22 protein-coding genes are annotated in these 22,902 nt (G+C 54.8%); 12 read left to right on the forward strand and 10 right to left on the reverse strand.

Going from position 1 to position 22,902, the window contains the following annotated elements; translation table 11 throughout:
* Positions 1-374: 374 nt before the first annotated feature.
* Positions 375-1,145, forward strand: a complete 771-nt coding sequence (locus CXQ80_RS24750; protein WP_157831755.1) for a hypothetical protein — start codon at positions 375-377, stop codon at positions 1,143-1,145.
* Positions 1,146-1,484: 339 nt separating this feature from the next.
* Here CXQ80_RS24750 and CXQ80_RS14265 read toward each other — a convergent pair whose 3' ends face one another.
* The 7 genes from CXQ80_RS14265 to CXQ80_RS14290 form a co-directional block, all read right to left on the reverse strand.
* Positions 1,485-1,778: a KTSC domain-containing protein gene (locus tag CXQ80_RS14265; protein ID WP_371918876.1), complete on the reverse strand. Its 294-nt coding sequence runs from the start codon at positions 1,776-1,778 to the stop codon at positions 1,485-1,487.
* A gap of 277 nt (positions 1,779-2,055) precedes the next feature.
* Complete coding sequence (locus CXQ80_RS14270) at positions 2,056-2,649, reverse strand: hypothetical protein (RefSeq protein ID WP_101320573.1); 594 nt, start codon at positions 2,647-2,649, stop codon at positions 2,056-2,058.
* Positions 2,650-3,156: a hypothetical protein gene (locus CXQ80_RS24755; RefSeq protein ID WP_157831756.1), complete on the reverse strand. Its 507-nt coding sequence runs from the start codon at positions 3,154-3,156 to the stop codon at positions 2,650-2,652.
* A 104-nt stretch (positions 3,157-3,260) separates the two neighbouring features.
* Positions 3,261-3,764, reverse strand: a complete 504-nt coding sequence (locus tag CXQ80_RS14275; RefSeq protein ID WP_371918877.1) for a Mov34/MPN/PAD-1 family protein — start codon at positions 3,762-3,764, stop codon at positions 3,261-3,263.
* Positions 3,743-5,359: a ThiF family adenylyltransferase gene (locus CXQ80_RS14280; protein WP_101320577.1), complete on the reverse strand. Its 1,617-nt coding sequence runs from the start codon at positions 5,357-5,359 to the stop codon at positions 3,743-3,745. The genes CXQ80_RS14275 and CXQ80_RS14280 overlap by 22 nt, the downstream gene beginning before the upstream one ends.
* 3 nt (positions 5,360-5,362) lie before the next feature.
* Positions 5,363-6,502: a cyclic GMP-AMP synthase DncV-like nucleotidyltransferase gene (locus CXQ80_RS14285; protein WP_101320579.1), complete on the reverse strand. Its 1,140-nt coding sequence runs from the start codon at positions 6,500-6,502 to the stop codon at positions 5,363-5,365.
* Positions 6,503-6,779: 277 nt separating this feature from the next.
* Positions 6,780-7,181 (reverse strand): hypothetical protein, encoded by a 402-nt coding sequence (locus tag CXQ80_RS14290; RefSeq protein WP_371918878.1) that lies wholly within the window; start codon positions 7,179-7,181, stop codon positions 6,780-6,782.
* 714 nt (positions 7,182-7,895) lie between these two features.
* Here CXQ80_RS14290 and CXQ80_RS14295 point away from each other — a divergent pair.
* From CXQ80_RS14295 to CXQ80_RS14310, 4 genes are read left to right on the forward strand one after another with little or no spacing between them, the layout of a single operon-like run.
* On the forward strand, positions 7,896-8,873 hold the full coding sequence (locus tag CXQ80_RS14295) for a TIGR03756 family integrating conjugative element protein (RefSeq protein WP_101320583.1): 978 nt from the start codon (positions 7,896-7,898) through the stop codon (positions 8,871-8,873).
* A complete protein-coding gene (locus CXQ80_RS14300; protein ID WP_101320585.1) occupies positions 8,873-10,228 on the forward strand; it encodes an integrating conjugative element protein in 1,356 nt (451 codons plus the stop codon). Before CXQ80_RS14295 ends, CXQ80_RS14300 begins: the two co-directional genes overlap by 1 nt.
* Entirely contained in the window at positions 10,225-10,530 is a 306-nt protein-coding gene (locus CXQ80_RS14305) for a hypothetical protein (RefSeq protein ID WP_101320587.1), read from the forward strand. Before CXQ80_RS14300 ends, CXQ80_RS14305 begins: the two co-directional genes overlap by 4 nt.
* 9 nt (positions 10,531-10,539) lie before the next feature.
* Complete coding sequence (locus CXQ80_RS14310) at positions 10,540-12,081, forward strand: conjugal transfer protein TraG N-terminal domain-containing protein (protein WP_101320589.1); 1,542 nt, start codon at positions 10,540-10,542, stop codon at positions 12,079-12,081.
* On the opposite strand, the gene CXQ80_RS24825 is transcribed toward CXQ80_RS14310, so the two are convergent.
* A complete protein-coding gene (locus CXQ80_RS24825; protein WP_178080771.1) occupies positions 12,070-12,300 on the reverse strand; it encodes a hypothetical protein in 231 nt (76 codons plus the stop codon). The genes CXQ80_RS14310 and CXQ80_RS24825 overlap by 12 nt on opposite strands.
* Positions 12,301-12,873: 573 nt before the next feature.
* Between CXQ80_RS24825 and CXQ80_RS14320 the strand changes: the two genes are divergently transcribed.
* Positions 12,874-13,239, forward strand: coding sequence for a DUF3085 domain-containing protein (locus CXQ80_RS14320; RefSeq protein WP_101320591.1), 366 nt, complete (start codon positions 12,874-12,876; stop codon positions 13,237-13,239).
* Positions 13,240-13,943: 704 nt separating this feature from the next.
* On the forward strand, positions 13,944-14,882 hold the full coding sequence (locus CXQ80_RS14330) for an ArdC family protein (protein WP_101320595.1): 939 nt from the start codon (positions 13,944-13,946) through the stop codon (positions 14,880-14,882).
* A gap of 85 nt (positions 14,883-14,967) precedes the next feature.
* On the opposite strand, the gene CXQ80_RS14335 is transcribed toward CXQ80_RS14330, so the two are convergent.
* Together CXQ80_RS14335 and CXQ80_RS14340 are read right to left on the reverse strand one after the other, a co-directional pair.
* On the reverse strand, positions 14,968-15,333 hold the full coding sequence (locus CXQ80_RS14335; protein WP_101320597.1) for a histone-like nucleoid-structuring protein, MvaT/MvaU family: 366 nt from the start codon (positions 15,331-15,333) through the stop codon (positions 14,968-14,970).
* A 124-nt stretch (positions 15,334-15,457) separates the two neighbouring features.
* Positions 15,458-15,652, reverse strand: coding sequence for a hypothetical protein (locus CXQ80_RS14340; protein ID WP_101320599.1), 195 nt, complete (start codon positions 15,650-15,652; stop codon positions 15,458-15,460).
* Between the two features lie 222 nt (positions 15,653-15,874).
* Here CXQ80_RS14340 and mobH point away from each other — a divergent pair, with 222 nt between their 5' ends.
* The 5 genes from mobH to CXQ80_RS14365 all read left to right on the forward strand — a co-directional run bounded on the left by mobH (position 15,875) and on the right by CXQ80_RS14365 (position 22,901).
* Positions 15,875-17,593 (forward strand): MobH family relaxase, encoded by a 1,719-nt coding sequence (mobH, locus tag CXQ80_RS14345; protein WP_101320601.1) that lies wholly within the window; start codon positions 15,875-15,877, stop codon positions 17,591-17,593.
* Positions 17,594-17,762: 169 nt separating this feature from the next.
* Positions 17,763-18,935, forward strand: coding sequence for an ABC-three component system protein (locus CXQ80_RS14350; protein ID WP_157831757.1), 1,173 nt, complete (start codon positions 17,763-17,765; stop codon positions 18,933-18,935).
* 39 nt (positions 18,936-18,974) lie between these two features.
* Positions 18,975-19,469 (forward strand): three component ABC system middle component, encoded by a 495-nt coding sequence (locus CXQ80_RS14355; RefSeq protein WP_256585574.1) that lies wholly within the window; start codon positions 18,975-18,977, stop codon positions 19,467-19,469.
* Positions 19,469-21,454 (forward strand): DUF3732 domain-containing protein, encoded by a 1,986-nt coding sequence (locus tag CXQ80_RS14360; protein ID WP_101320608.1) that lies wholly within the window; start codon positions 19,469-19,471, stop codon positions 21,452-21,454. Before CXQ80_RS14355 ends, CXQ80_RS14360 begins: the two co-directional genes overlap by 1 nt.
* Positions 21,455-21,743: 289 nt before the next feature.
* Positions 21,744-22,901: an ATP-binding protein gene (locus CXQ80_RS14365; RefSeq protein WP_101320610.1), complete on the forward strand. Its 1,158-nt coding sequence runs from the start codon at positions 21,744-21,746 to the stop codon at positions 22,899-22,901.
* Position 22,902 lies beyond the last annotated feature (1 nt).

A 22,902-nucleotide genomic window follows, 5' to 3' on the forward strand; every position in this document is an offset into this window, starting at 1 on the left:
AGCCATCACCATGCCACCCCAGCCTGCCCTTTGATTAAGCTGAACCGGGTGTCGAGCTGAGGGCCCCGATGAAGTAGCAGGTTATCTAGCATGGTGGCTTAGCCCGGGTTTTGGTATAAATATTTTTGTTGCAAGTGAGAACCTTCATTAAACCGTCGCTACCACGCAGCGGCATCTATCATGTGTTATAATCTTTCGCTTCTTATGCTGGGCCCGACAACTCAGTCCTGTCCCGCTTGTATTGGCAAAAACCAAGTACTGGTGTCAGGGCACCGATCCCATCCACTAAGCCTCGTCACTGCAAGGCATTCTATACATTCATCTGAGACAAAATTATTCTGGTGAGCGATAACGTAAACTTCTGAGATTTAGCAATGGATCTATTTAACATTTCAAATAAGCTAGGTCGTGCCAAGAGACTATTAAACTCTGATGATGAGAGCGATTTCAAATATGCATGCTTGGAGCTACGGTTCTGCTTAGAAACCGTAGCCTATCGACAGCTTAAGCAATACGATGACATTATACCTGGCACACTTGCCAATGAATGGCGGGCAGATCAGATCATCAGAACTCTAGCCTCGTTTGATCCCACGTCCGACCAAAGCGGGGATATTTCCATTGGTGAAGAAACAGACCCAGATGTAGAGCCTAAAACATGGCGCAGCATCGGAAAAGTACAAGCAATAAAATGGTCAAAATTTCGTAAGTACTATAACAAGCTTGGATCGTATCTGCATGCCCCCAAAGAAGCTGTAAATAGCCCACCAGATAAATCTTCTCTTGACGAAATTATTCGCGAGCTCGAACGAGTTACAACCAGTACGGCAATCGTCGCATACAAAAACGTACGTCATGCAGACTGCCCTAAGTGCGGGACTAAAGTGTACGCAGGTGAAGGCGAATTTGAAAACGGCCAGCTTGTCGTGTGTGGCAATACCAAGTGCGGCCAGCTGTTCAACAAAATGATCAACGATCAAGGGAACAAAGTAATCACTCCCGTGGATACCATCTGGTTCAAATGTAAGTGCGACGCACATATCCCTGTACGACTAGACGCGATATGGAGATCTTTCAGTTGCGGAGACTGCTTCAAAAAGTTCCGAGTAAACTTGGGCTACTCGGCCGTCGTTGAGCTGGACTAAGGCAATCAAAAAAAGGCCTGCCCAATGCGGGCCTTCTTCTTGCGAAGCGACTCAACGGCACTATGGCATTCAGGGGCAGTCCGCGGTGCTGATATTTAACGTAACCATGGTTGCCAGGACTGGACCCAAAGCGCACTCCCAAGGGACATGAATAATAACGCTCTTTGAACTACCCGCTATGGTCTCATCAGCAATCTGAGCATGCCCGCCTGGTGCATGCCCGAGCATTGGGGGGATTCCTAGGCTCTGTGCGTGACTTTATCAAGGTCTGCCATGGGTCGATCATCCACGACACGCAGCTAACGATCCAAAGCTGACCTTCTCAGTGGATCGCTATAGTCAGCACTGATAGCGGTCGCGAATGACCCGATCATAATAAGTTCCCACGGATCTGGCATTTATCAACCCCTGATACACCTCTGATGGCACACCGCAATAGTCATAAGTGCGACCTTGCTTGAATGCGATCTTCATTCTGCGAGTGGCTGCGTCGTAGCCCACAGCGGTGATCGCTGAAGACCGAACTGGTACCATCTGCATGACTTCCATTCTCCCGAGTTTGACAATTTTGGGTCGTAGTGGTAGTAGTCGAGGCCTTAACTTCCTAGTCTTTCTTATGTGGTGCTGCAGCATAGATCAGAGGCCAACGTCATCGTGCCTGCAACCGCCACCAATGCTTCGTCTCTTCTAAGAGGCCCGTTTTAAGTAGCTTTTAGTGGATCACGGTCTGATAGAGGTGATCTGCCTCGACACGAAGGTACTTAAGCTCTGATTCTGGTCACCAATTCGTATTCACATAAAACCAAGCTAATCTTTAACCCGCGCCTAGCAGCGCAAAATTCCCATTGCAACGCGTCCAATTCGAATCAAGCAAACAAGCTATTTCTGGGAAAAACAATTAAATCAAGCACTACCTTCTAGCCAAAGAAAAACACCCCTGACTGTTATTGCTTGTAAAATAGTTACCCCTTAAGACACCTCCCTCGTGCCCATAGAGCTTTAGAATGGAAGCTCCTTCATAGCCACTCCCAACCACACCTTTTGAAACCTTAGGAACAATCCTGTAGAAATAGTAAAGAACAGGACGAGCAGAGTTAGCGTCCTTTATAGTTTTCACTACAAGCGTCTCAGAATCAGAAGTATCAGAGTGAACCTCCATGCTGACCGAGAACAAGGTTTGCTTGATAGTCGCGACTGCTTTTGTCGAGCCTTCTTTACCATCCCACAAATAAGTAATATCCATATCCCACATGCCATTCAAATCAGGAAAAACCCAATCATTTAGCGCCGGATAGCGCCCCCAAATCTTTCTCCAAAGGAAGCTACCAAGCAAAAACAACGAAATCTCTAATACGACCGCTCCGCCCCCTACAATTCTGAGAGCTTGCTGCAGCGTAACCTCTACACCACAGAAAAACAAAATAAAGACCAATAAAGCAACGAAACCAGCATACAGCTTTGCAACTAGAACCATTGCTTTGAGAGGAGACAGAGTAGAAAACATTTACACTCCTTGAAAAAAAACTTCATTCCCATCTTTAAATATTGCAACCCCAAGCTTCGGAGTGGAAATCCCTGTAAATATTACACCAGGCAAAAATGACCCAAATAGAGCGGCCAAATAGCGTCCTCCGAATGCGCGATCTCGATTCGGCAAAATACCTGATGGAATCGGAGGAGAGAAATACTGTGCTAATGAGACAATTTTCAGGTCGGCATTCAGAATATGAAAACCATCGTGTAAATCGTTGTCAAGATGTGATATCTCTGCCAATAAATGCGCAGAATCCATTGAGCTATTTACTGCTACGTCAACACGCATCGGGAACGCAGGCAGAATGGCATCGTCTTCCGTCACGATTACACCTACCCCAGAAAAGTCTTCTCCTGAGAGCGCCGCCACATTTACAAGCAGATCGGCAAATCGCCCCAACGTCACGTTATAGCCCATCGAGTTAGCGTCATAAAAATCAAATCCTGACTTGATTATAGGTCTGAGTGAGGCAGTCAATACTTGAATGCTACGCTAGCATAGCTGCTCGGCTGCGCTTTAGAAAATAACCCCTGGTGCTTACGATTAGAAAAAATTTACTGGGGCAGTCTGCCTCAGATGCGCTACTCATCCCACTCACTCAAATGTGCATGCACAAGAGTATGGCGCTTACCTGTGCCCGACATGTACTCCACGTGAAGATCGGTCCTCCCAACAATGAGGGCTAGGAGCGACCTGCCGTCGACACGATCCGCCGCTAAGGCCTGCCATTCCCTCAGGTCAATTGATGACGGTGTTGGACGAGCTTGCGGATGGGTATGCCATTCGCCAATGTACCTCACTAGCCCGTTGCTTTCCTTCCAACGCTTCATGGCAAACCTATGGTGAAAGTAAGGCATTCGCTCGAAAAGAAATCTGAAACGCCTGTCCCAAAACGAGGGCTCAGTCGCTTCAACGATCTCCAGATGCTCACCGCGAACATGGCCAAGCAATATCCCACCAGCCTCCGTTGAGTCGACTCCTTCCTGGATATAGCGACTGAAGACCTCTAGGGGTTGCTCACGCAGATACACCATCTGCTGGGTACCAGGCACAACCCAAGTCGTTACGAACGGCATGCTGGACATCCCATATATGGCAATGGTGAGCAGTCAGGGGTTGCCGGTTCGTAGCTGTAATCCGCCAGCCGAGTCGTCAGGGTGGGCCAAGGCTTGTTCGCGACCCATGCCAAAGCAGTATCCAATGCCAACGCTGCTGCTTGAATCGAGACCGATGCAGGGAAAGGCACGTACAACCCTTCACACCCCTGCCCTGCGAAAATTGGCTCTACACCACCATTGACCGACAACAACTCGCCTTGTCTATTTGCTTCAGTCAGGCACCGATAACAACCTTGCTCCGCGCGGTGCTTGATCAGCGAGCGCACAGCAACACCAGCTCCCTCGATCCAGATATGCAAGGTTGGACAGGATGACGCTTTAGCGAGCCAGTGGCCGAAGGCCTCCTCTCCGGTAGCATCAATGATGAGATCCAAGTCAGCCAAATTTACGTCCTTGGCGTCGTTGTTATACCCGCGTACCTGGGCACTCGGCAGGACAATTTTGAGCTCTTCCGCAAGCGCTTGTGCCTTGGGTTTGAAGAGATAGTTGAAGCCTAATCGGTGACGCCCTAGGTTCTGTGGCATCACCAGATCGTCATCGATCAACAGCAACTCTCCCCCACCTGTTCCGGCACCGGCTTTGATGAGCATTTCGCCAAGAAACCCGCCGATGGTGCCGCACCCGACCAAACCGATGCGCTTACCGGCGAGGGTTGTACGCCCCGGAATGTTGCGCTCCGCCAGGTATTTATCATCGAGCCGCAGCATCTGCACGGGCTCTATGGGGCAGTCGAAAATGGGGATGCGCTGATCACACGCACGGTGGTCACTTGGACGGTTGCGCTGAAGCTCATGCACGATAAAACCGTAGCTGTATCCCGTCTTCTCGGACTCGATGACGATCAGTAGGCCCGGTGCTTTATCGCGGTAAGCTGCGATGATTTTGTCGCGAATTTTGCGCCGGCAGGCTTCATCCATCTCGTGTTGCCAGTCGAGAATCTGACTGACCGTTTTCGGTGGCCAGTTCTCCTGCAGCGGTCTCGGGGCTGCGCTGGATGTAATGAGCGCTATCTGGGAGATGAACTCATCAATCTTGCGCCCTGGGCGTGCGAACTTGGCACGACTGCGATCAACATCGTCAGTGAGCACGAACATCTTGTTGTCGGATAGCTGAAGCAACTCAGCCCGGCCAGACGTACGCCTTTCGACGTCATGGAAGCAGTAGATACCATCCCAGTAGACGAAGAACTCTTCCTGGAGATCTTCTTTCATCTTCCCCGCCAGAACCTGCTCCAGAACCTCTGCAGCCTGCAGCAAGGATGTCCGAATCTGTCCAACTGGATCGTACATATCGATCACCTGCGTCCCGGGCGCGGCGTAGCATAGATACCCATCCGGCCCAAGGTGCGGCACCAGCCGCGGAAGCGACCTTGGTAGCTTGGTGACCCACAGCTTCAGAGGCCGTTCGAATGAATGGTCTATCCACACTTCGCATGGCACATTGCCCTGGGTAGGAGTCGACAATTCTCCAGTCATCACAAGCCAGGCTGCATGGGGCTGGGGTTCCATTTTGGTGAACCCCCAGGCCGTCATGTGACGCAACACCTCCTGCATGGCGCTCATGGCTCAGCCTGCCTTGGTGCGTTTCACAGGCTCTGCAGGACCAGCCAAGGGAGCGATCGCAGCCATTGATGCCGGCATGCCCTCAGGGCTCGACCTCATGCGGTGAGGGGCGTAAGGGAAACGGTCACCTAGCATCTTATGCAACCAGTTATTGGCTGTAGTGGCATCAGTTGCATTGATGGCGCCTTCCAGGTGCCGGGCGAACTCTTCGAAAAATTCAACTGCGTCAGCAATGGCCTCTTTGGGCATGTGTGCAGTGAGCGATGCGGTGGAATCGATGGGGCTAGCGACACCGTTGCGCAAAGCGTCCGGAATGCCCTTCACCACATTGAGCAGCGAGCGGTCATCGCGCTTGTCGAAGTACTCGAACAGTGGGCAGGCTGCGGCCATGAGGAGGATCGAACTCGGCCCCTTCTCTTCCCACTGCTTGTCCCGGAATGCCTTCAGGTACCGGACGACGCGGATCAACTGATCACCCTTTTCCAGGCACTCGCGCTTGAACCAATTTTTCATTGCCATGGGGTCAGATTTACGCCAGCCCTGCTTGCGGTCAGCTAGCAGGATTTTGTCCGAAGGCAGGGTCTTCCAGCTATCGCGCTCGGAGTTGATCGCGCTATCGAAAACCGCATGCCCGCGGCTCTCCATGTTCGCCTTGATCTGCTGGAACAGCGTGTCGGGGATCACGTACAGCGGTAGGTCAATGTGCGCGTAAGGGGAGATGGTTACGCGAACGCAGGTGTCTTTGCTCTCGGTATGCCAGCCCCGTTCAGCGCACATAGGACGAAGGACGTCCAGGACTGCATCAAAGAACAAGGCGATTGCAAGCTTCGGACTACTCTCCTCACGCATGACACTAAGAGGCAGGTAAACGCCGTCATCGATATCTGATTGCTGAGGAGGGGTCGTGCAAGGGCTGTTTAGGGTTTTGTAAGCACGCGAACCCTGGATGTAAAACCGAGGTTCACAGATATCGCCTTCCAGGCCTTTATCGCGAAGAGCTCCGGGAAGATCGGCCTTCAAGGCTTCCCGGATGTCTTTCCGTGCATTATCAATACGGGACAGCTCTTCGGGTGCTAGATCAAGCTGGTCAAGGAAGCATGCTTCCCCGGTTGTAGTGAACAGCAAAGGACTAAAATTGGGCATGAAGCCTCCGCTCAGTCGCCAAATGAACGGTGCCTCCAGCAACTGCTGACCTTCACATCGAGATTACCGAGCGCTTATGCGTCCTTGAATCTCGTCACTGCCACCCTACGCCAACCACGTATTCCAAAGGGTGCAGTCCTTCCCGGTTTGTCAGCTACCATGCTCGATGACACGTGTGGAATGCCATTGTGCCACCTACACAACATGTAGAGCAATAGGCTAGACAAGACACCACATATAGTGAAATCGCGTAATTCGCTTCATGCCCGGTGAGACTTTATGGTGCTTTAGCTTTTGTGAGAGTGACCTGCCCCGCAGTGTTAAGGCCCTCAGTCCATTTGCGATCGGTAAAGTAAGTCCCTTCCATGTACAGCTCGCCATCCGACTCCTTAACGAACACCCGGCCAGCGCCGGTATGGGTGTTGGTGTCGGTAGCCACCGGAATTTGGGTGTAGTTGATGAACATGTAGTTCAGCTCCAAGAGGCCAGTCTGGTCGCTGGGCCGTACGGAGACGCTGATGGTCTTGGACTCGGAATATCCATTCGCGGACGTGAACTCCATCTTAACGCTGAACAGTCGCGCGGTAATTTTGACCTTGCCGGGTACGCTGATGAGCGAAGTCCCATCGCCCTGTCCCAACCACTTTTGCTTGATCCCCCAATTGGATTTCAGCTGCATGTCCCAGTCCCCTTCAATAGGGGGAAGGTACTTGCAAATGAGGGGCGCCCGACACAACCAAGCGAACAGAGGGCTTTGACCTAGCACCCAAAAAACGCCGGCGCCGATGGTGACCGCTGAGGAGATCGGACGACCAAGATCAATCAGAGGCCCTGCGACCAGCGTAGAGATGTCCTTGTAATGCATGATCAGGAAAACTACCACGCATGTGGTAGCGAAATACCCAAGAGTCTTGGTAACCCCTATGACTTGATACATTCCTTACCTCAATGTCGGATGGGTAGCTCGCACTAGTACATCCCTGTATCGCAGAAAATTTGCAGAAATTGGACATCCGCTCTGCCAACTGGGGCAACACCGACGATGCCTGGTAATACTGCAACGCTACCACCAACGGCAATTGGCCGACTATCACCAATATTGGCCACTCCATCATGATGTCGACGGTTTTCCCGATCATCGGCATAAATACATGCTATCCCAGGCGCCGGATTATGCGCTGGTGACGCGCCATAAGAGGTGCATCACCCCCAGAACTCGTACAGAGCACATTTGTACCCCAACATCATTTTCCTTATCTCGCGTCGCTAGATCGAGCGTCCGACGAAATCGATCAACCCGGGCTCGGTTTGTCCGCCCTCCCGCGGTGTTAGATCCGGGATGCTGAAACTTGGCGCATGGACGCACACCGCTGTCACCTGCCGAGCGTTGCCCATGAACGTCACCGCCTTTATCCGAAATAAAGCGCCAAAATTCAGAACGGCTCGCCGTGGTCGTGCCTTCACTGCGGCAGCTCTTCTGCTCGCCGCCGAGCAGTGCCTGGCACTGACCACCCCGACCATCATCGCCTCCGTCACTTCGCTGCAGTGCCTGGAGTACCGGGTCGTCGGCATCTGCTACTGGCTGCTGTGCACGCCGTTCGGTTGCACGGTGCGAACCTCGCCGAAGATACGGCACTTCATTCCCGAGCTGGTGGTGTCGAGTTACGCCGACACCGGCGCCAACCCCTGGAGCGAGATGTCGGCACTGTCGGCACCGACGCCAGCATCACAAGGGGGTGGCAACCTGATCACGCCTTCCCCGCAGCGCGACAACCTGCCACGGTTCAAGAATGTCGATGGCATCGGGCATCCCGGGGGCGCTGCCCTGACAGCCTTGGCGCACTCGTTCGGCTATGCCTGCCCTAGCGGTGCCGTGCCGTTTGCACCCTACTACCTCAGCACGCTCGACCCGCTGGCGTGGCGCCAGGCCATTCCCGAATCCGTCTACCCGCAGGCACTGGTGCCGGGAATGCGCGAGATCGGCAACCAGGCGCTCGGCGACATGTGGGGTAGCGTCTATCCACGCCACGGATTTCTGGTGCAGCACGACGACTTCAAGGCGGGTGCCGTAATGGCACAGCGCGCTAGCGACTTCATCACCCGCGTTGGCCAGCCGCATGTCTACCTGCCGCTGCAACCGATGCCTGCGCCCGGCTACTGGCCGCCACAGCCGGTGATTGAGAACAACGTCAACAACCACCGCTGGCAATTGCTCACGCCGGTGATCCAAGGCACCTGCGCCATCTTCCCCAGCCCAACGATCCAGAGCGCCGACGGCGCCTATGCTTGGTCGCTGTGGCGGCCCTACCGCTGCTGCCAGCGCATGGGCCAGACCTTCCTGTTCAGTATCGATTTTGACGGAGGCCAATGATGAAGACCCTCGCGCTCGGTCTGCTGTGCTTCCTCGTCTATACCGTGGGCCACGCCGCCGAGAACGGCTACCACCTTGGTGACCAGGCTCCGGTGCTGGACGACCGGGTGATGTATACCATCGGCGGGGGTTCAGCGGCAGGAGCGCCCTCCTCGCTCTACCGACCCAATGGCCTTGGCGTGGGCATGTCTTGGCGCGCCAACATGATGTGCGGAAACATGAACCTCTCGAACACCCTGCAGAACCAGCTCAATGGCGCCACCCAGGGCTTCCAGCAAATCATGGGCAACGTCATCCAGAACGCCACGCAGGCCGTCATGTCGCTGCCGGCGATGATCATCCAGCGGGCCAACCCCGGGTTGTATGAGCTGCTGAGCAACGGAGTGCTGCAGGGACGGATCGACTTTGATCGCTCCAAGCTCACTTGCCAGGCAATGGCGGCGAAGATGGCCGACAAGGTCGACCAGGCCGGCTGGGGCGCGCTGGCGCAGAACCAGGAGATGCAGCACAACCTCGAGCAGTCCGGCGGTGACGCCGTGACGGCGGTGAAGGACACCGAAGCGAACAACGGCAACAACGGCGTCAGTTGGGTCGGCGGGCAGAAAGCGGGTGGCAACGGCCAGCAACCCATCCGGGTGACGTCGGACGTGGTCAAGGCCGGCTACAACCTGCTGCACAACCGGGCGGTCGAGGATACCTCAGCTCTGGGTTCAGGTTGTCAGAATGGCGCCATCTGCCAAGCCTGGTCGAGTCCCGAGGAGGCCTCCGAGTGGGCGACGCGTGTGCTCGGGGAAACCGAGGTTCAGACCTGTGACGACTGCGAGACGCTGCGGGTAACTGCCGGTACCGGCCTGTCGCCGCTGATCCAGGAGACCTACACGGAAAACCTGGAAGGCTTGCAACGCATGGTTTCAGGCGCCGAGCAGCCCACGCCGGAGAACCTCGGCAAAGTCTCTAGCCCGTTGTTGCAGGTCTCCCGCGGTGTCATCGAGGGGCTACGCGACGACCCCGACCAGAACCTGCTGGCCCGGCGCCTGGCCAGCGAAACCGCACTATCGAGCGTGATCTACAAGGCGATGCTGCTGCAGCGCACGCTGTTTGCCGGCAGCCATGAGCCTAACGTGGCCTCAGCACAGCCCGCCACCAGCGCCCTCAATGGCAACGTCGAAACCCTTGAGCGCGAGATCCACCTGCTGCAAACCGAGCTGCAGGTGCGCCAGTCGCTGGCCACGAACACCGCCAGCCTGGTCCTCGATCGCCACGCCGGCGGCGCCGACGCCTCGCGTAGCATCGATCAGCGCGATCCGGAGCCGGATCGCCTGCGCCGAGCCGAGCAGGAGAGGAGCACGCCATGATCTCGTTTGGGATGCGGTCCACGCTCGGGCGTGCACTGATGATACTCGGCACCATGCTGGCCATCTTGTTGATGGCATGGATGGCGCTGCACCTGTCCGTGAGTCAGTTGAATTGGCTCGAACCAGCGCGAGGGACAACGCCCTACTTCGCGTGCTGGCGCGCGCTCTTGTACACCCTGATTTTTGCTGGCTGGGCCGCAGCGTTGCGCAGGCGGCCCACGGCTGCAGATCAGCAACGGCTCACGCGCCTGGGATTGATCGGCTTCAGCTCGATCATCCTGGTCGAACTGTCTCGCGTGTGAGGTGCAGACATGAACATGAGCACCAACAGCTATCTCGAGTACTACCTGTCGCTGCTGGCCTGGATCATCAACAACGGCATCTGGAACACGCTGGCAGACACAGGGCTGTTCGCCGCGCCCTTCGGTGCAATCATCCTGCAGGAATGGCTGTCGGCCCGCCAGCAAGGCGCAGACGAGGGCAACAAGGGGCTGTTGTCGATCCCACGCGTCGAGAACCGGCTGTGGATGAGCTACGTGGTCATATTGTTTGGCTGCATGCCGTTTTTCCCGCTAAACCTTTCATCCGTGAGCTTTGACGATGCTGCCAGCCAGCGGTGTGGCGTGTCCATGGCCAAGCCCGCGGACACGGCCTGGGGCACAACCTTCAACACCATCGGCGAGAAGTCAGCGAATGTCCCGGTGTGGTGGTTCCTAGTGCATACCATGAGCAAAGGCATCACCGCCGCTGCCACGGCTTCGATCCCGTGCGCACCCGACATCCGCGCAATGCGTATGGAGATCGACAGCTCGCGGATCAACGACCAGGTACTGCTGCAGGAAGTCGCCGACTTCACCCGAGACTGCTACGGCTTTTCGCGCTCACGGCTGTTCACCAATCGGCCCGATTTGGACGAATCCCAGAGCTACGACGCGTCCTGGATTGGCTCGACCTACCTGCTCAACACACCGGGCTACTACGACACCGATCGCTCGCGAATGCCCAGGGTCGATTGGCCATACGACGAGACGAGAGATACCTCGCTGCCCCAGCTCGACAACGGTGCTGGTTATCCCACCTGCAAGCAGTGGTGGAGCGATGGCACCATTGGATTACGTGATCGCTTGGTGGCCGAGGTCGATCCATCGCTGATGTCGCAGTTGCGGGGCTGGCTGACTGGACGCACCACCACCGAGATCGAAGACGCTACCTTGCGAGAGCTGGTGAGCCCGCGGCAACAGTCATTGAGCATGGCGCCTGGGCAGGTGTTCCAGGACTACGGCAGCAGTGCCAGGGGCGGCTCACTGACGCAAGGGCTCAACAACCTGGCCACCAACACCGGCCTGGCCCTGGGTTCTTTCAGCAATTTCCCGGCGATGAATGCCTTGCGTGCAGCCTTACCCATGGTCCAGGCCTTCCTGATCATGGGCACGATAATCAGCTTGCCACTGGTCCTACTGATCAGCACCTACCAATTGAAGGCGCTGATGACGATCACGTTCGCACTGTTCACCCTCCACATGCTGACGTTCTGGTGGGAGCTTGCGCGCTGGGTCGATTCGAGCATGCTGGAAACGCTATACAACCAAGTGTCAGTCACAGACCAGGCACTGTTGTCGTTGCCGACGGCCGGATTCATGGACGGGACTGTCACCGCGCAGGTGATCGAGTACGTCATGGGCTCAATGTTCATTGTCTTGCCAGCGTTGTTCGTGGGCACCATGAGCTGGGCAGGTTATGCCGTGGGTAACGGGATCCAGAGCATGCTGGCAAGTGGCGGCAAGAATGCAACCGACGCTGCAAGCAAAGGCACAGCGCAATTGACGAGTGCCGGTAAGAAATCAATCAGGTGACTTAAAGTCACCTATGTAATGGCCGTTGCTATCATAATCGCCAATATAGAGGTCAGCACCCAGAGAGTCTGGGACTGATTCTTCTCGACTCGCCACAGATTCGGCGCTCTCCCACCAGCTACGAACTAGCGCAAATGCCAGACTGGTGACGATCAGCAAAATAAATGAAAGAGCGACAGCAACAAGACCAAACACGCAAAGTAACTTGCTGGCTGCCATAACCAAAAACTTTCTACATGGAGCTTGGGCCGGGCTCTGAGAGCTAACTAACTTGGAGGCCAAATTTCGCCAGGCTGCTCCAAGGCTCGAACCTATACGGCCCGAAAATGAATGAGGACGGACTTGGCTACGCATCTTGTACCTCCCACAGGCAGATAGCCCGTTGGATCCAAGATTCAAGTCTACTCCTTTCCGCCCCACGAACAGCACCGCTCATCGTTCAGTAGCGGACTGAAACACCGTCATGGAACAATGCGGACACGACGCCTGAATCTGCATCTGCCCGACCATTGACCACAACCAACCTGCCTGATATTGAATAAGTGCAATCGCTGGTTATCCAGCATCCCAGGTAGCCATAACCTTAAAAGCTACGTCACACATGTGATGGTTGTCCCCAAATGCGATTCGCGTTCGGCAGCTCGCATGGTCACCGTTCCCGCGGTGATGAACGCCCTCTAAATCCCCAGGCTTCCAAAGCCTGCATCTTCGACGCGCCTACTCAAACCATTCCAGTGCTGGGAATTCTCCCGCACGGGAAGCATTCCTCCGCACCTCTTGGAGGATTTCATCATGCTGCGCTTCACAGGCTCTGAACTTCACGCGGTGTTGGCCGAGGCCGGTGTCAATGGCTGCAAAGTGATGCTAGTCAAGGATCACGGCATCTACCTGATGGCCGAGATCGGCGAGAGCAAACCCGATGGAAGCGGCCGCAAGCGAGTGGCGTATGCCATTGGCTGCAACCCCGAGGTCGACGACTTCGATACCTGGTGGAATCGCGCTAAAGACGAATTCGGCGGTGACGATTTCGCTGAGTACTTAGACATCGAAGATCCTGTCCTGGCCAGTCTTCGCGGGACAGCAGGATCTTTGGTGGTCGAAGCCACCTCCACTCACCTGTACTTGGCCGCCGAGGTCGAGCCGACGGAAAAATCTTAACCACCGACCTAAGTCACAGGCGCTTTCAGAGGGCTCGCTGTCGGGACCTCTGGAAGCGCCTTTCCGGCTGCCTTCCGCTCCATCCGAGGTCGCCATTTATCAGAAAGCTAAAGCTTCCAGCCTTCCTTGGAACGCTCTGGATAGGCGTATTTGTGATGTTCCTGAGTGGCCATTGACCAGCGCTCCACATAGGTTTTTTACTGCTTAGGCACTCCCTGCTCGCTGCAATATTTACATCGACTAAGCCCCCCACACTTCGACTGAGGTGCTCGCGAGTTCTACCCCGGAGGTACTCATGTCAAGCCACTGCAGCCTCTCCACGGCCATCGTGCTCAGTCCTGGCGTATGGCAGCAACTCATGAAGCCTGGCCCAGGAAACGTCTCCGCAGATCAGGTAGCACAACGTCTGTCCATCCTGCTCACTAGTGCTCTGGCGGCTGCTACTCATTCGTCACCCTGCCCAACTGATCTGCACATTCAGTTGCCACAGGACGTCGCGCCACCTGCGGCCGAACAACTTTCGCTCTTGCAGTTGGCCCACATCACGCCACGTAGCGCCCCTTCTTTCCTGCACATCCGCTTGCCAGCTGAGCATTCGGTGGATCTCACGGTCCTCTGACACGACCAGCACTTCCTCTGCCCTTACCCCAACCGGGAACACTTCCCGGATGGGGTGGCGTTCCCCTTCACAATCGGAGAACGTCATGTCCGACATCTATCTGGACGTCACCAATAAGATCGTCAACGCCCTTAGCCAAGGCGTGATCCCCTGGATCAAGCCCTGGACCACCACAGGTTCAAGCGTTGACGGCCCTTTTCCCATCAACGCCATTACCAAGCGTCCCTACGCCGGCATCAACATTCCGCTGCTGTGGGCGGAGGCGCGACTGCGAGGCTTCACCCAAGATCGCTGGCTCACGTACAACCAGGCGCGCAAAGCCGGCGGCCATGTGCGCAAGGGCGAGCAATCCACCCTCGCGGTGCTGTACAAACCGATGAGCAAGGAAGCGCACGACGAGGACGGCCAAGTCTTTCGTGATGAACAGGGCAACATCAAGATGGTGCAGTTTGCGCTGCTGCGGACGCACTGCCTGTTCAACATCGAACAGACCGAAGGCTTACCGGGCGAGGAGCCAGAGTCCGCTGAGCACGCCGAGCCCACGACCTTCATCGATCATGCTCCGGCCGAGCATCTGCTGGTCGCCAGCGGGGCGCGCATCGAGCATCGCTACGGCGATGACGCGTTCTATCAGCCGATTCGTGATTTGATTCAGCTGCCTACCAAGGCGCAGTTCGAAGACGTCGGCAGCTACTATGCAACGGCTCTGCATGAGCTCACGCACTGGTCGGGCCATCGCACTCGTCTGAATCGGGAAGGCATCACCGGCGGGCATGCATTCGGCTCCACGGCGTATGCCTTCGAGGAGCTGGTCGCAGAAATGGGCGCCGCGTTTCTCTGCGCACTCACCGGTACCACGGGTGAGTTGCGTCACGATGAATACCTGGCGTCCTGGCTGAAGATACTCAAGGAGGACAAACGAGCCATTTTCCGCGCCAGTGGTCAGGCCCGGGAAGCCTCTGAGTACCTGTTGGCCTTGCAGTCCGCTCAAGCCACGGATACCCCTACACGTCTCACCGCCTGATTTCATTCACCCAGCAAAAAGGCCCCGATCTGGGGCCTTTGTTTTATCTGCTGCGCGGCGTTGGCCGCAGGCAGGAAGCCAGTGATTACTGCAACCAGCTCTCGACGGTGTCCGAGCCATGCTCCTGCTTCCACTGCTTGAGGATCTTGTGGTTGCCCCCCTTGGTTTCCACAACCTCACCGCTCTGCGGATTCTTGTAGCGCTTCACCTCACGAGGCTTACGCTGAGTGCTGCTGGACGCGCTCGCGGTCGCTACATTCAGGCCCTTGGTTGGATCGAGAATGCTGACCACTTGGCGCAGGCCCATGCCGTACTCTTCCAGCAACGCTTTGAGTTTCTGTTCAAACTCGATTTCCTGCTTCAAACCGGAGTCGTTTTTCATGGCATCCAGCTGTTGCAGCTGCGCGGCCAGTTGCGCTTCCAGTGCTTTGAACTCGGCAAGTTTGGACATGAATAATCTTCCTAGGCGTGGGACAAGTGCAGGGATAATAACTGAGACCGCGGAGTTAGCCGAGGATTTACTTAAAGCACACGCGCTCTTGCACAGGGTTGGTTAAAAGACCTCATCTGGACGCTCAATCACTCAAGTGCTGACACAGGTGCGCCACAAGTTGCCACGGGTTTGCGCTGTTCCCAATCTTGAACACGATATCGCGCTGGCTGCGGGGCAGCTTTTTCGCACAACGTTTGGCCGCTGACCGGATGGCCGCATCAGTACCATGAATTCGATCGGCCAGTAACACGATCAATACCGCATCACTCAACGTCATCCGCGCCCCTGCTCTAGCAATGATGCCGGGCAGTCTACGCCCTGAACAAAGGGACCGCTATTCCGATCGGCCGCCGATCCCGATGCGCCTGGCTTCGAATTATCACACGCGTGAAAAGGGCCAAGGCGGTAAAGGGTAACGGCGGCAATGGAAGGGGGCGCAAGGGTAAGAGCTCTATCCGAAAAGGCAAAAGGACCTCCCGAACGAACAGCAGGTCATGCGATGAAACGCTGGTGGTTAACATTTCGAAAAGGTGAGGCGGCAGAGCCCACCTCTACGCCCATCGCCGAGGGCTTCATGCTCACCCAGTCGGCCGAATCTCTGCTCGACGTAGATCACCGGAACAGGCTGCTCGAACGCATCTGGCAGTACACGGCCCTCTCCGAAGCGCAGTTTGATCGGCTCTACCTCGAGCCCATCCGCCGCTACGCCAGCTTCGTACAGCAACTCCCGGCGAGCGAAAGCCATCATCACGCCTATCCCGGGGGCATGCTCGATCACGGATTGGAGCTGGTGGCCTGCAGCTTGAAGCTGCGCCAGTCCTACCTCCTCCCCAGTGGCGCTGCACCGGAAGATCAGGCCGCACAGGCCGATGCCTGGAGCGCCGCGATTGCCTACGGTGCCCTGCTGCATGACATCGGCAAAATCGCCGTAGACCTGCAGGTGGAGTATCAGAATGCCGAACGCTGGCATCCCTGGCACGGTCCCATAAACCAGCCCTACCGATTCCGCTACAACCCCGACCGCAATTACAAGCTGCACGGTTCCGCAGCCGGGCTGCTCTATACGCAGCTCTTGCCGTCAGCCCTGCTCGACTGGCTCAGCGATTACCCCGAATTGTGGAGTCAATTGCTGTTCCTGCTCGCCGACCACTACGAGCACGCTGGGACCCTCGGGGAATTGGTACTGCAAGCGGACCGAGTGTCCACCGCACAGAACATCGGTGGCAATCCCGCGAAGGCTCTGCAGGCGCCCAAGCACTCGCTGCAGCATCATCTGCTGACGGGTCTGCGCCACTTGGTCAAGAACGAGTTCAAGCTCAACCAGCCCGGCGCGGCCGGCTGGTTCACCGAAGACCACCTTTGGCTGGTCAGCAAGACCACGACCGACAAGCTACGGGCGCATCTGCTGGCTCAGGCCGTGGACGGGGTTCCCTCTTCAAACATCGCCTTGTTCGATGAACTGCAGTCCCATGGATTGGTGGAAGCGACACCGGAAGGCAAGGCGGTTTGGAACGCCATTGTCACGGACGGTGACTGGCAGCATCGCTTCACATTCATCCGCCTGAAGCCGAGCCTGATCTGGGCCGGTGAACCACGTCCAGAATGCTTCGCTGGCACAATTGAGCCGATGATGGGCCATCCCCTTCAGACAAGTGAAGCCAGCGAGTCGGCTCTAGAGCGACCGCAGGCACGTGCGGAAGAACAACTACCAACTTCCTTGCCGCTGAATCAGGATTTCGACTATCTCGACGATCTGATGGACATGCTGCAGGAGCCAGCCGAGTTCGAGACTGGATCAAATACGGGATCCCTGAAAACTGCCGCTGCGCAATCACAGGATGCCGTGGGGCTGGCCTTTCTCGAGTGGCTGCGAGACGGAATCCAAACTCATCGCTTAGTAATCAACGACAGCAAAGCCAAGGTCCACACCGTGGACGGCACCTTTTTCCTGGTCACGCCGGGCATTTTCCAGCGTTACGCTGCGGAGCATCCAGAGCTAGCAGCGGAAAACCCTGAAAGCGAAGCCTGGCGAGTTCTCCAACATCAATTTCAGAAACTGGATCTACATCTGAAAAAGCCCAATGGCCAAAACGTATGGACCTGCGCAGTGCAGGGTCGCCGCAAATCCTCCTCATTGAATGGCTATTTGTTGCGTAGCCACCAAACGCTAAGTCGCGATCCACCAAAGGACAACCCCTTCCTAGCGTTGCAGTCTTGAAAATTGATGGATGGTCTAGATGTCGCCTTGACGGCTTCGGCTGCAGCCCCCAATGTCCGCCAACCAACCAAAGTAGCAATCTGATATCATGCTTGGCATTGACAGCACTCTCATTGGGCTAGATAGCTCCCTGGACACGCCGCGACTCGCAAAGGAAGAGCACAGAGGCATGCAAATCCCGCCATCGACCACATCCTCAGCACCTGGGCAGTATTACGGATTTTCGATCCAACCGACGAGACAATGCCTGCATCTGCTACTCGCACCTGCAGGCTCTGTAGTCGCCTTGGAGGTTCTAGATGACACCGATGTCGTTCAGCCTGACGGCGAGGTCACGGTCGAGCAGTCTAAAAGCGGACTGGTAACTAACCCAATTTCAGATTGGTCAATCGATCTCTGGAAGACCTTCGCTAACTGGATTGATACAATCGAGGCGGGCCATATTGACTTAGCACGTACCCGATTCCACTTGTACGTAGTACAGCACAAACAAGGTGATATCGCAGATCTTCTAAAATTCGCGCATTCTGTTGAGTATGCACGTGAAGCCGTGGAGAAGATCACCAAACGGTTCAAAAAAGAAAAGCCAACCGGCTGCGAGCAACACGTTAGAAAGTTTCTAGAATATGAGCCTGATAAACTACATCAGCTCATCATAAAATTTAGTTACGAATGCGGCGACAGCGACCCGGTAAAACCAATTAAAGACATCTTGCGAAATACAGTTGCCGAGATATCTTTAGACGAGGTCTGCTGTACAGTAATAGGTTGGGTAAAATTACGCTCAGATGAGCTTATCGGCTCACGCAAGCATGCGGGCCTTGAAAAAAATGAATTCGCCGACTGGCTTTCTACCTATTGCTCAAAATTCTCGTACGAATACCTACTTACCTACACAGCCCCTAGTCCCGAGCGCCTGGAAGTTGAAGCCAACATCACCAAGCACCCTGTGATGATGTATCAGCTTGAACTGATCGAACAAGGCCAGAGAGAAAAGCTCAGGGCAATGACAGATTTCATGCGCTCCAAAACTGGGAAAACCCGCTGGGCAGAGGCCGGATTCATCGTCGAGTCACAGTTTGAAGACTATGTTGACGACCTTAAGATGCTATGGCGAAGCAACTACTTAGAGATTAAGGGCTCTACACCAGAGCTTTCCCCAGTTGAAAAAGGTGAGTCTTTATTCTTGAGATGCCATGCACTCAACCCACCAATAAATGGCAAAAGCGCACCCAACTACTTCCCACGTGGAACTTTTCATTATCTAGCCGATAAACAGCTGATTGGGTGGCATCCCACATATAAAGAGCTGCTAGAAAAGAAGCTTGGCAGCATCTCTTAGCAAAAAGCCAGACAAAGGAAAACAAGATGAGAATCAAGGATGCGGCCTAATCAAGACCTCGACGAAATTTACTTAATGCAGAACCCTGCTTTAGGTGCCTCGCTAGTTTGGCGATTTGTAGAAGGTTATGCTCCAAAAGGTAATGGAATACTACCCTGCATGCCGTTACTTTTCATAGTGCTTCCTATCCTGTATCACCAAGAGCTTCGGGATGCGGCCAAATCTACTTTCCCCTCATCGGGACTGCGCGTATTTGCAGGAAAATTCAAGGGTGAGCAGGAAATTTTATACGGTATTCAAGGCCGAATGCTTAAACTCAAAGAGGTGACTCTAGCCTCGATTTCCATTGCTATCCAGTGCGGATTGATATCTCTCAATACAGCTAATGCTGACGTAGAGAGCTTAAGACCTAAAGCCCCTACTGACCTAAATGAGAAAATCAAGGACATGCTTCGGTCTTCTGAAAAGCTAGGCCAATGGTGCAGAACACTGACAATACAGGAAGTTCAAGCAACTCTAAGGATTAAGCTGTAATGAAACTACAAATTCGCAAGCTCATCCTTTGGCCAAAAAACGGTGGAGCCTACCGAGAGCTTGAATTCGAGCCGGGCAAGGTCAACATCATCAGCGGATCTTCAAAGGCCGGCAAGTCCGCTGTTATCCCTATCATCGACTACTGCTTAGGCTCCGAGCGCTGCGCTATCCCGGTAGGCACCATCCGTAAAACTTGTGAGTGGTTCGGGATCCTGATTGATACTGACGAGGGTCAAAAGCTTATTGCTAGGATAGAACCTGGCAATCAACGCTCCACAGATGACATGTTCATCATCGAGGGGCAGTCAATCGAAATTCCCGATGCGATTGACAGTAAAAACACCAATCGTGAGAACGTGAAAGAGATTCTGAACCGGTTATCAGGCTTACCCAACCTCGGCTTCGGCGATGACCCGGCCGAGTTTGGCTTCAAGAACCGGCCAAGCTTTCGCGATCTGATGGCATTTACTTTCCAGCCGCAAAATATCGTAGCTAACCCAGATGTCCTTTTCTACAAAGCGGATAGCTATGGTAACCGTGAAAAGCTGAAGAGTATTTTTCCGTTCATCCTTGGAGCAATCGACTCGAAACTTTTAGTAATCGTGTGGGAACTCAAGGAGCTGAGGAAACAGCTCAAGACGCTGCAGAGCGAGCTCACGGCGATTGAAACGGTGTCGAAGCAGTGGAAAGCCGAAGCGCATGTCTGGTTCTACCGCTCCAGGGAATACGGATTGGTGGACGCTACCGTCCAGCCCCAGACCGAATGGCCGGATCTTCTTATGCAGCTGCAGGGCATCGCCCACAAATCATCTCGTGATGCAGTCACCACCCCTGCTGCTGCAGAGTCATCATCGGAAGTTCTGACGGTGCTACGGGAGCGCGAGACGCTAATTGGCGACAACATCTTTATAGCCAAACAAAAGTTGGAAGACCTCAAGGAGATCAAAGCGGAGGCGAAACACTATTCATCTTCGCTTGAAAAAATCGGGCAGCGACTTTCTCTGTCTACCTGGCTCAAAGAACTCGCTGAAAATAGCTCGGACACGAATCCCCTAGTGTTTCCCACTCTCACTCCGTCAACGCAGCTCACTGAACTGTGCAATGCCCTTGAAGAAATTGAGCAAGTCGCCAATTCAACACCAAAAGTGTCGGCATCCGTCGAGAGCGAAATCGTCCGGATTCGCAATCTCATCCGTCAAGACAGCGACACACTTGCTGCTATTCGGACAGAGATGAAAGGCATCGAAACCCGCGACGAACTCGTCGCCAAGCACTCGTTGCGCATGACGGAAATCGACCAGTTTTTGGGTAGCATGCAGCAGTCCATCAAGACCTACACTGAGGCGAGAGCAGACTCAACGCTCACAGAACGAGTGAAGGCGCTCGAGGAGCGAATAAAGCTGCTCGAGCCCCAGGTTTCAGACGCGACAGTAAAACTGAAAACCAGCCAAATCCTGGAAGAGATCAGCAAAATCTGCGCGCTGATCACTCCCCATCTGGATGCGGAATGGGCGGACGCCAAGATCACCCTTTCCATCCCTGACCTCGCAATCAAGGTAAAGCACGACGGACGCGACGACTTTCTTTGGGAAGTGGGTAGCGGAGCTAACTGGCTGGCCTATCACATCGCAATGCTACTCGCGCTTCAACTCTATTTCCTGAAGAAACCGGATCACTCTGTTCCCCACCTTCTGATCTTCGACCAGCCAAGCCAAGTCTACTTCCCCGTTAAAAGCGCGGTGCGCAAAGGAAAAGGCGTGGACGACGACGGAGACACTGAACCTGTACTTGACGATGAAGACCGCGATGCGGTTCGTAAAGTGTTCAGCGTACTTGCCAGGGGGGTCAATAAAGCAAAAGGTCGGCTCCAAATCATTGTTCTCGACCACGCGGGCAGCGAGGTTTGGGACGGCATTGAAGGCGTGAGTTTGGCCGAAGAGTGGCGGGATGGAGAAAAGCTTGTGCCACCACGCTTCGAGCGTTGAAAAACCGAAAACCTCTGATTAAAGGATGGAGAGCCTCAAGGGGCGCGGACGTTGTAAATTGAGAAGATGTTACAAGCGGTCTTGATGGGATCAGGTCGCATCCTTCTTAAGGCAGCAGCTTATTGGAGAAGCTGACCAGGCTGCCCCAAAGCCCACTCCAACCCCTAGTACTAGGGCGCAGTGAAGCTTAGATCGCCTATCGCGCCAATGATGGGTAGCGATATGATTCACCTGGGTGTGTCCAGAAATCTGGTTCAGCACTCGGAACGATGGACTGTTTGAGGTGCTGATGAAAATCGCCAAGGCTCTGAACACATACGAAATCGAAGACCTATACCCGCTCTGCAAAGAGGACGCCTCCCTACGTCTCCCAAAGACCATGAGTCACGGGGGCTTATTTGGGGTCGACGCGGCGCTTGCCCAGTTGGTAATCAGCTGGGCTCGTGCGCACGAGCAAAGCTTGCTCCACTTGTATGCGGGAGCTGAAAGCGCTCGTGATCGCATTCTTCAGCTTGGCCAGACTGCCGCTGGCCTAGCGGCTTTGATCATGTCTTCTCGCATCGAGACCGAGGCACATGAAACGATAGAAAAGCGCGCCGCCCTCACCGTGATCAGGCCTTTAATCGAAGCGATGTACGACGGCGACCTGCGGAACACCTCGAGCGAACGAGGAGCGCGGCCTACCACCATTAACCTCTTCAGCATCAACTTCGCGAAAATGGAGTTCATCAAACCTTTCTACTACGGAGGAGCGAGCCCGCAGATCCATTCCCACTCCTCGTTCGCAAGCCTCTTGGAAATGTCATCCGCGCTGATGCATACCAAGCAGGACAAGAAAGCACTTCATAAGGGCGGGCTTCCTGCCCTCGGCAGTGTGCTTGCCGAGCTGATCGCTAACGCAGATCAACACTCGGTCACCGATGTGAATGGGGTGAAATATAAAAAGGGACTGAGAGGCACCTCCGTGAAATCCGGGAGGATCAAGAAGGAAGACATCCACCTTGTTTCGAACAAGGAGCCGCAGTTTGCCCTGTTCGTGATGCGAAACATGCTTAAGGATGCGGAATACCTCGAATTCATTGAGATTTCCGTCATTGACAGCGGCCCGGGCCTAGCACGACGTTGGCTCTCGGTCAAACAAGGCGCTCCTGTTGAAGCTCTCGACGATCTCCCCCTAGCAGTGGAGCTTGAAGCAACCCTAGAGTGTTTCAAAAAACATGTCACGACCAAAGACTCAGTGACATCTGGCATGGGCCTTCACAACGCAGTCCAAGCGCTCAACAAGCTAAAAGCCTACGTACGTCTCCGCACAGGGAGAGTCTGCCTTTATCAGGCATTCCAAGGTCAAGACCAAGTCGTAGATTTCAACCCAAAGAATTGGAGCGGTGACCGTGAGCTGGTGGCAGCTGAAGGAACCGTATTCACCATTTGCATTCCGGTGAACTGAG

The organism is Pseudomonas sp. 02C 26, from assembly GCF_002843585.1.
GTDB classification, from domain to species: Bacteria; Pseudomonadota; Gammaproteobacteria; order Pseudomonadales; family Pseudomonadaceae; genus Aquipseudomonas; species Aquipseudomonas shirazensis.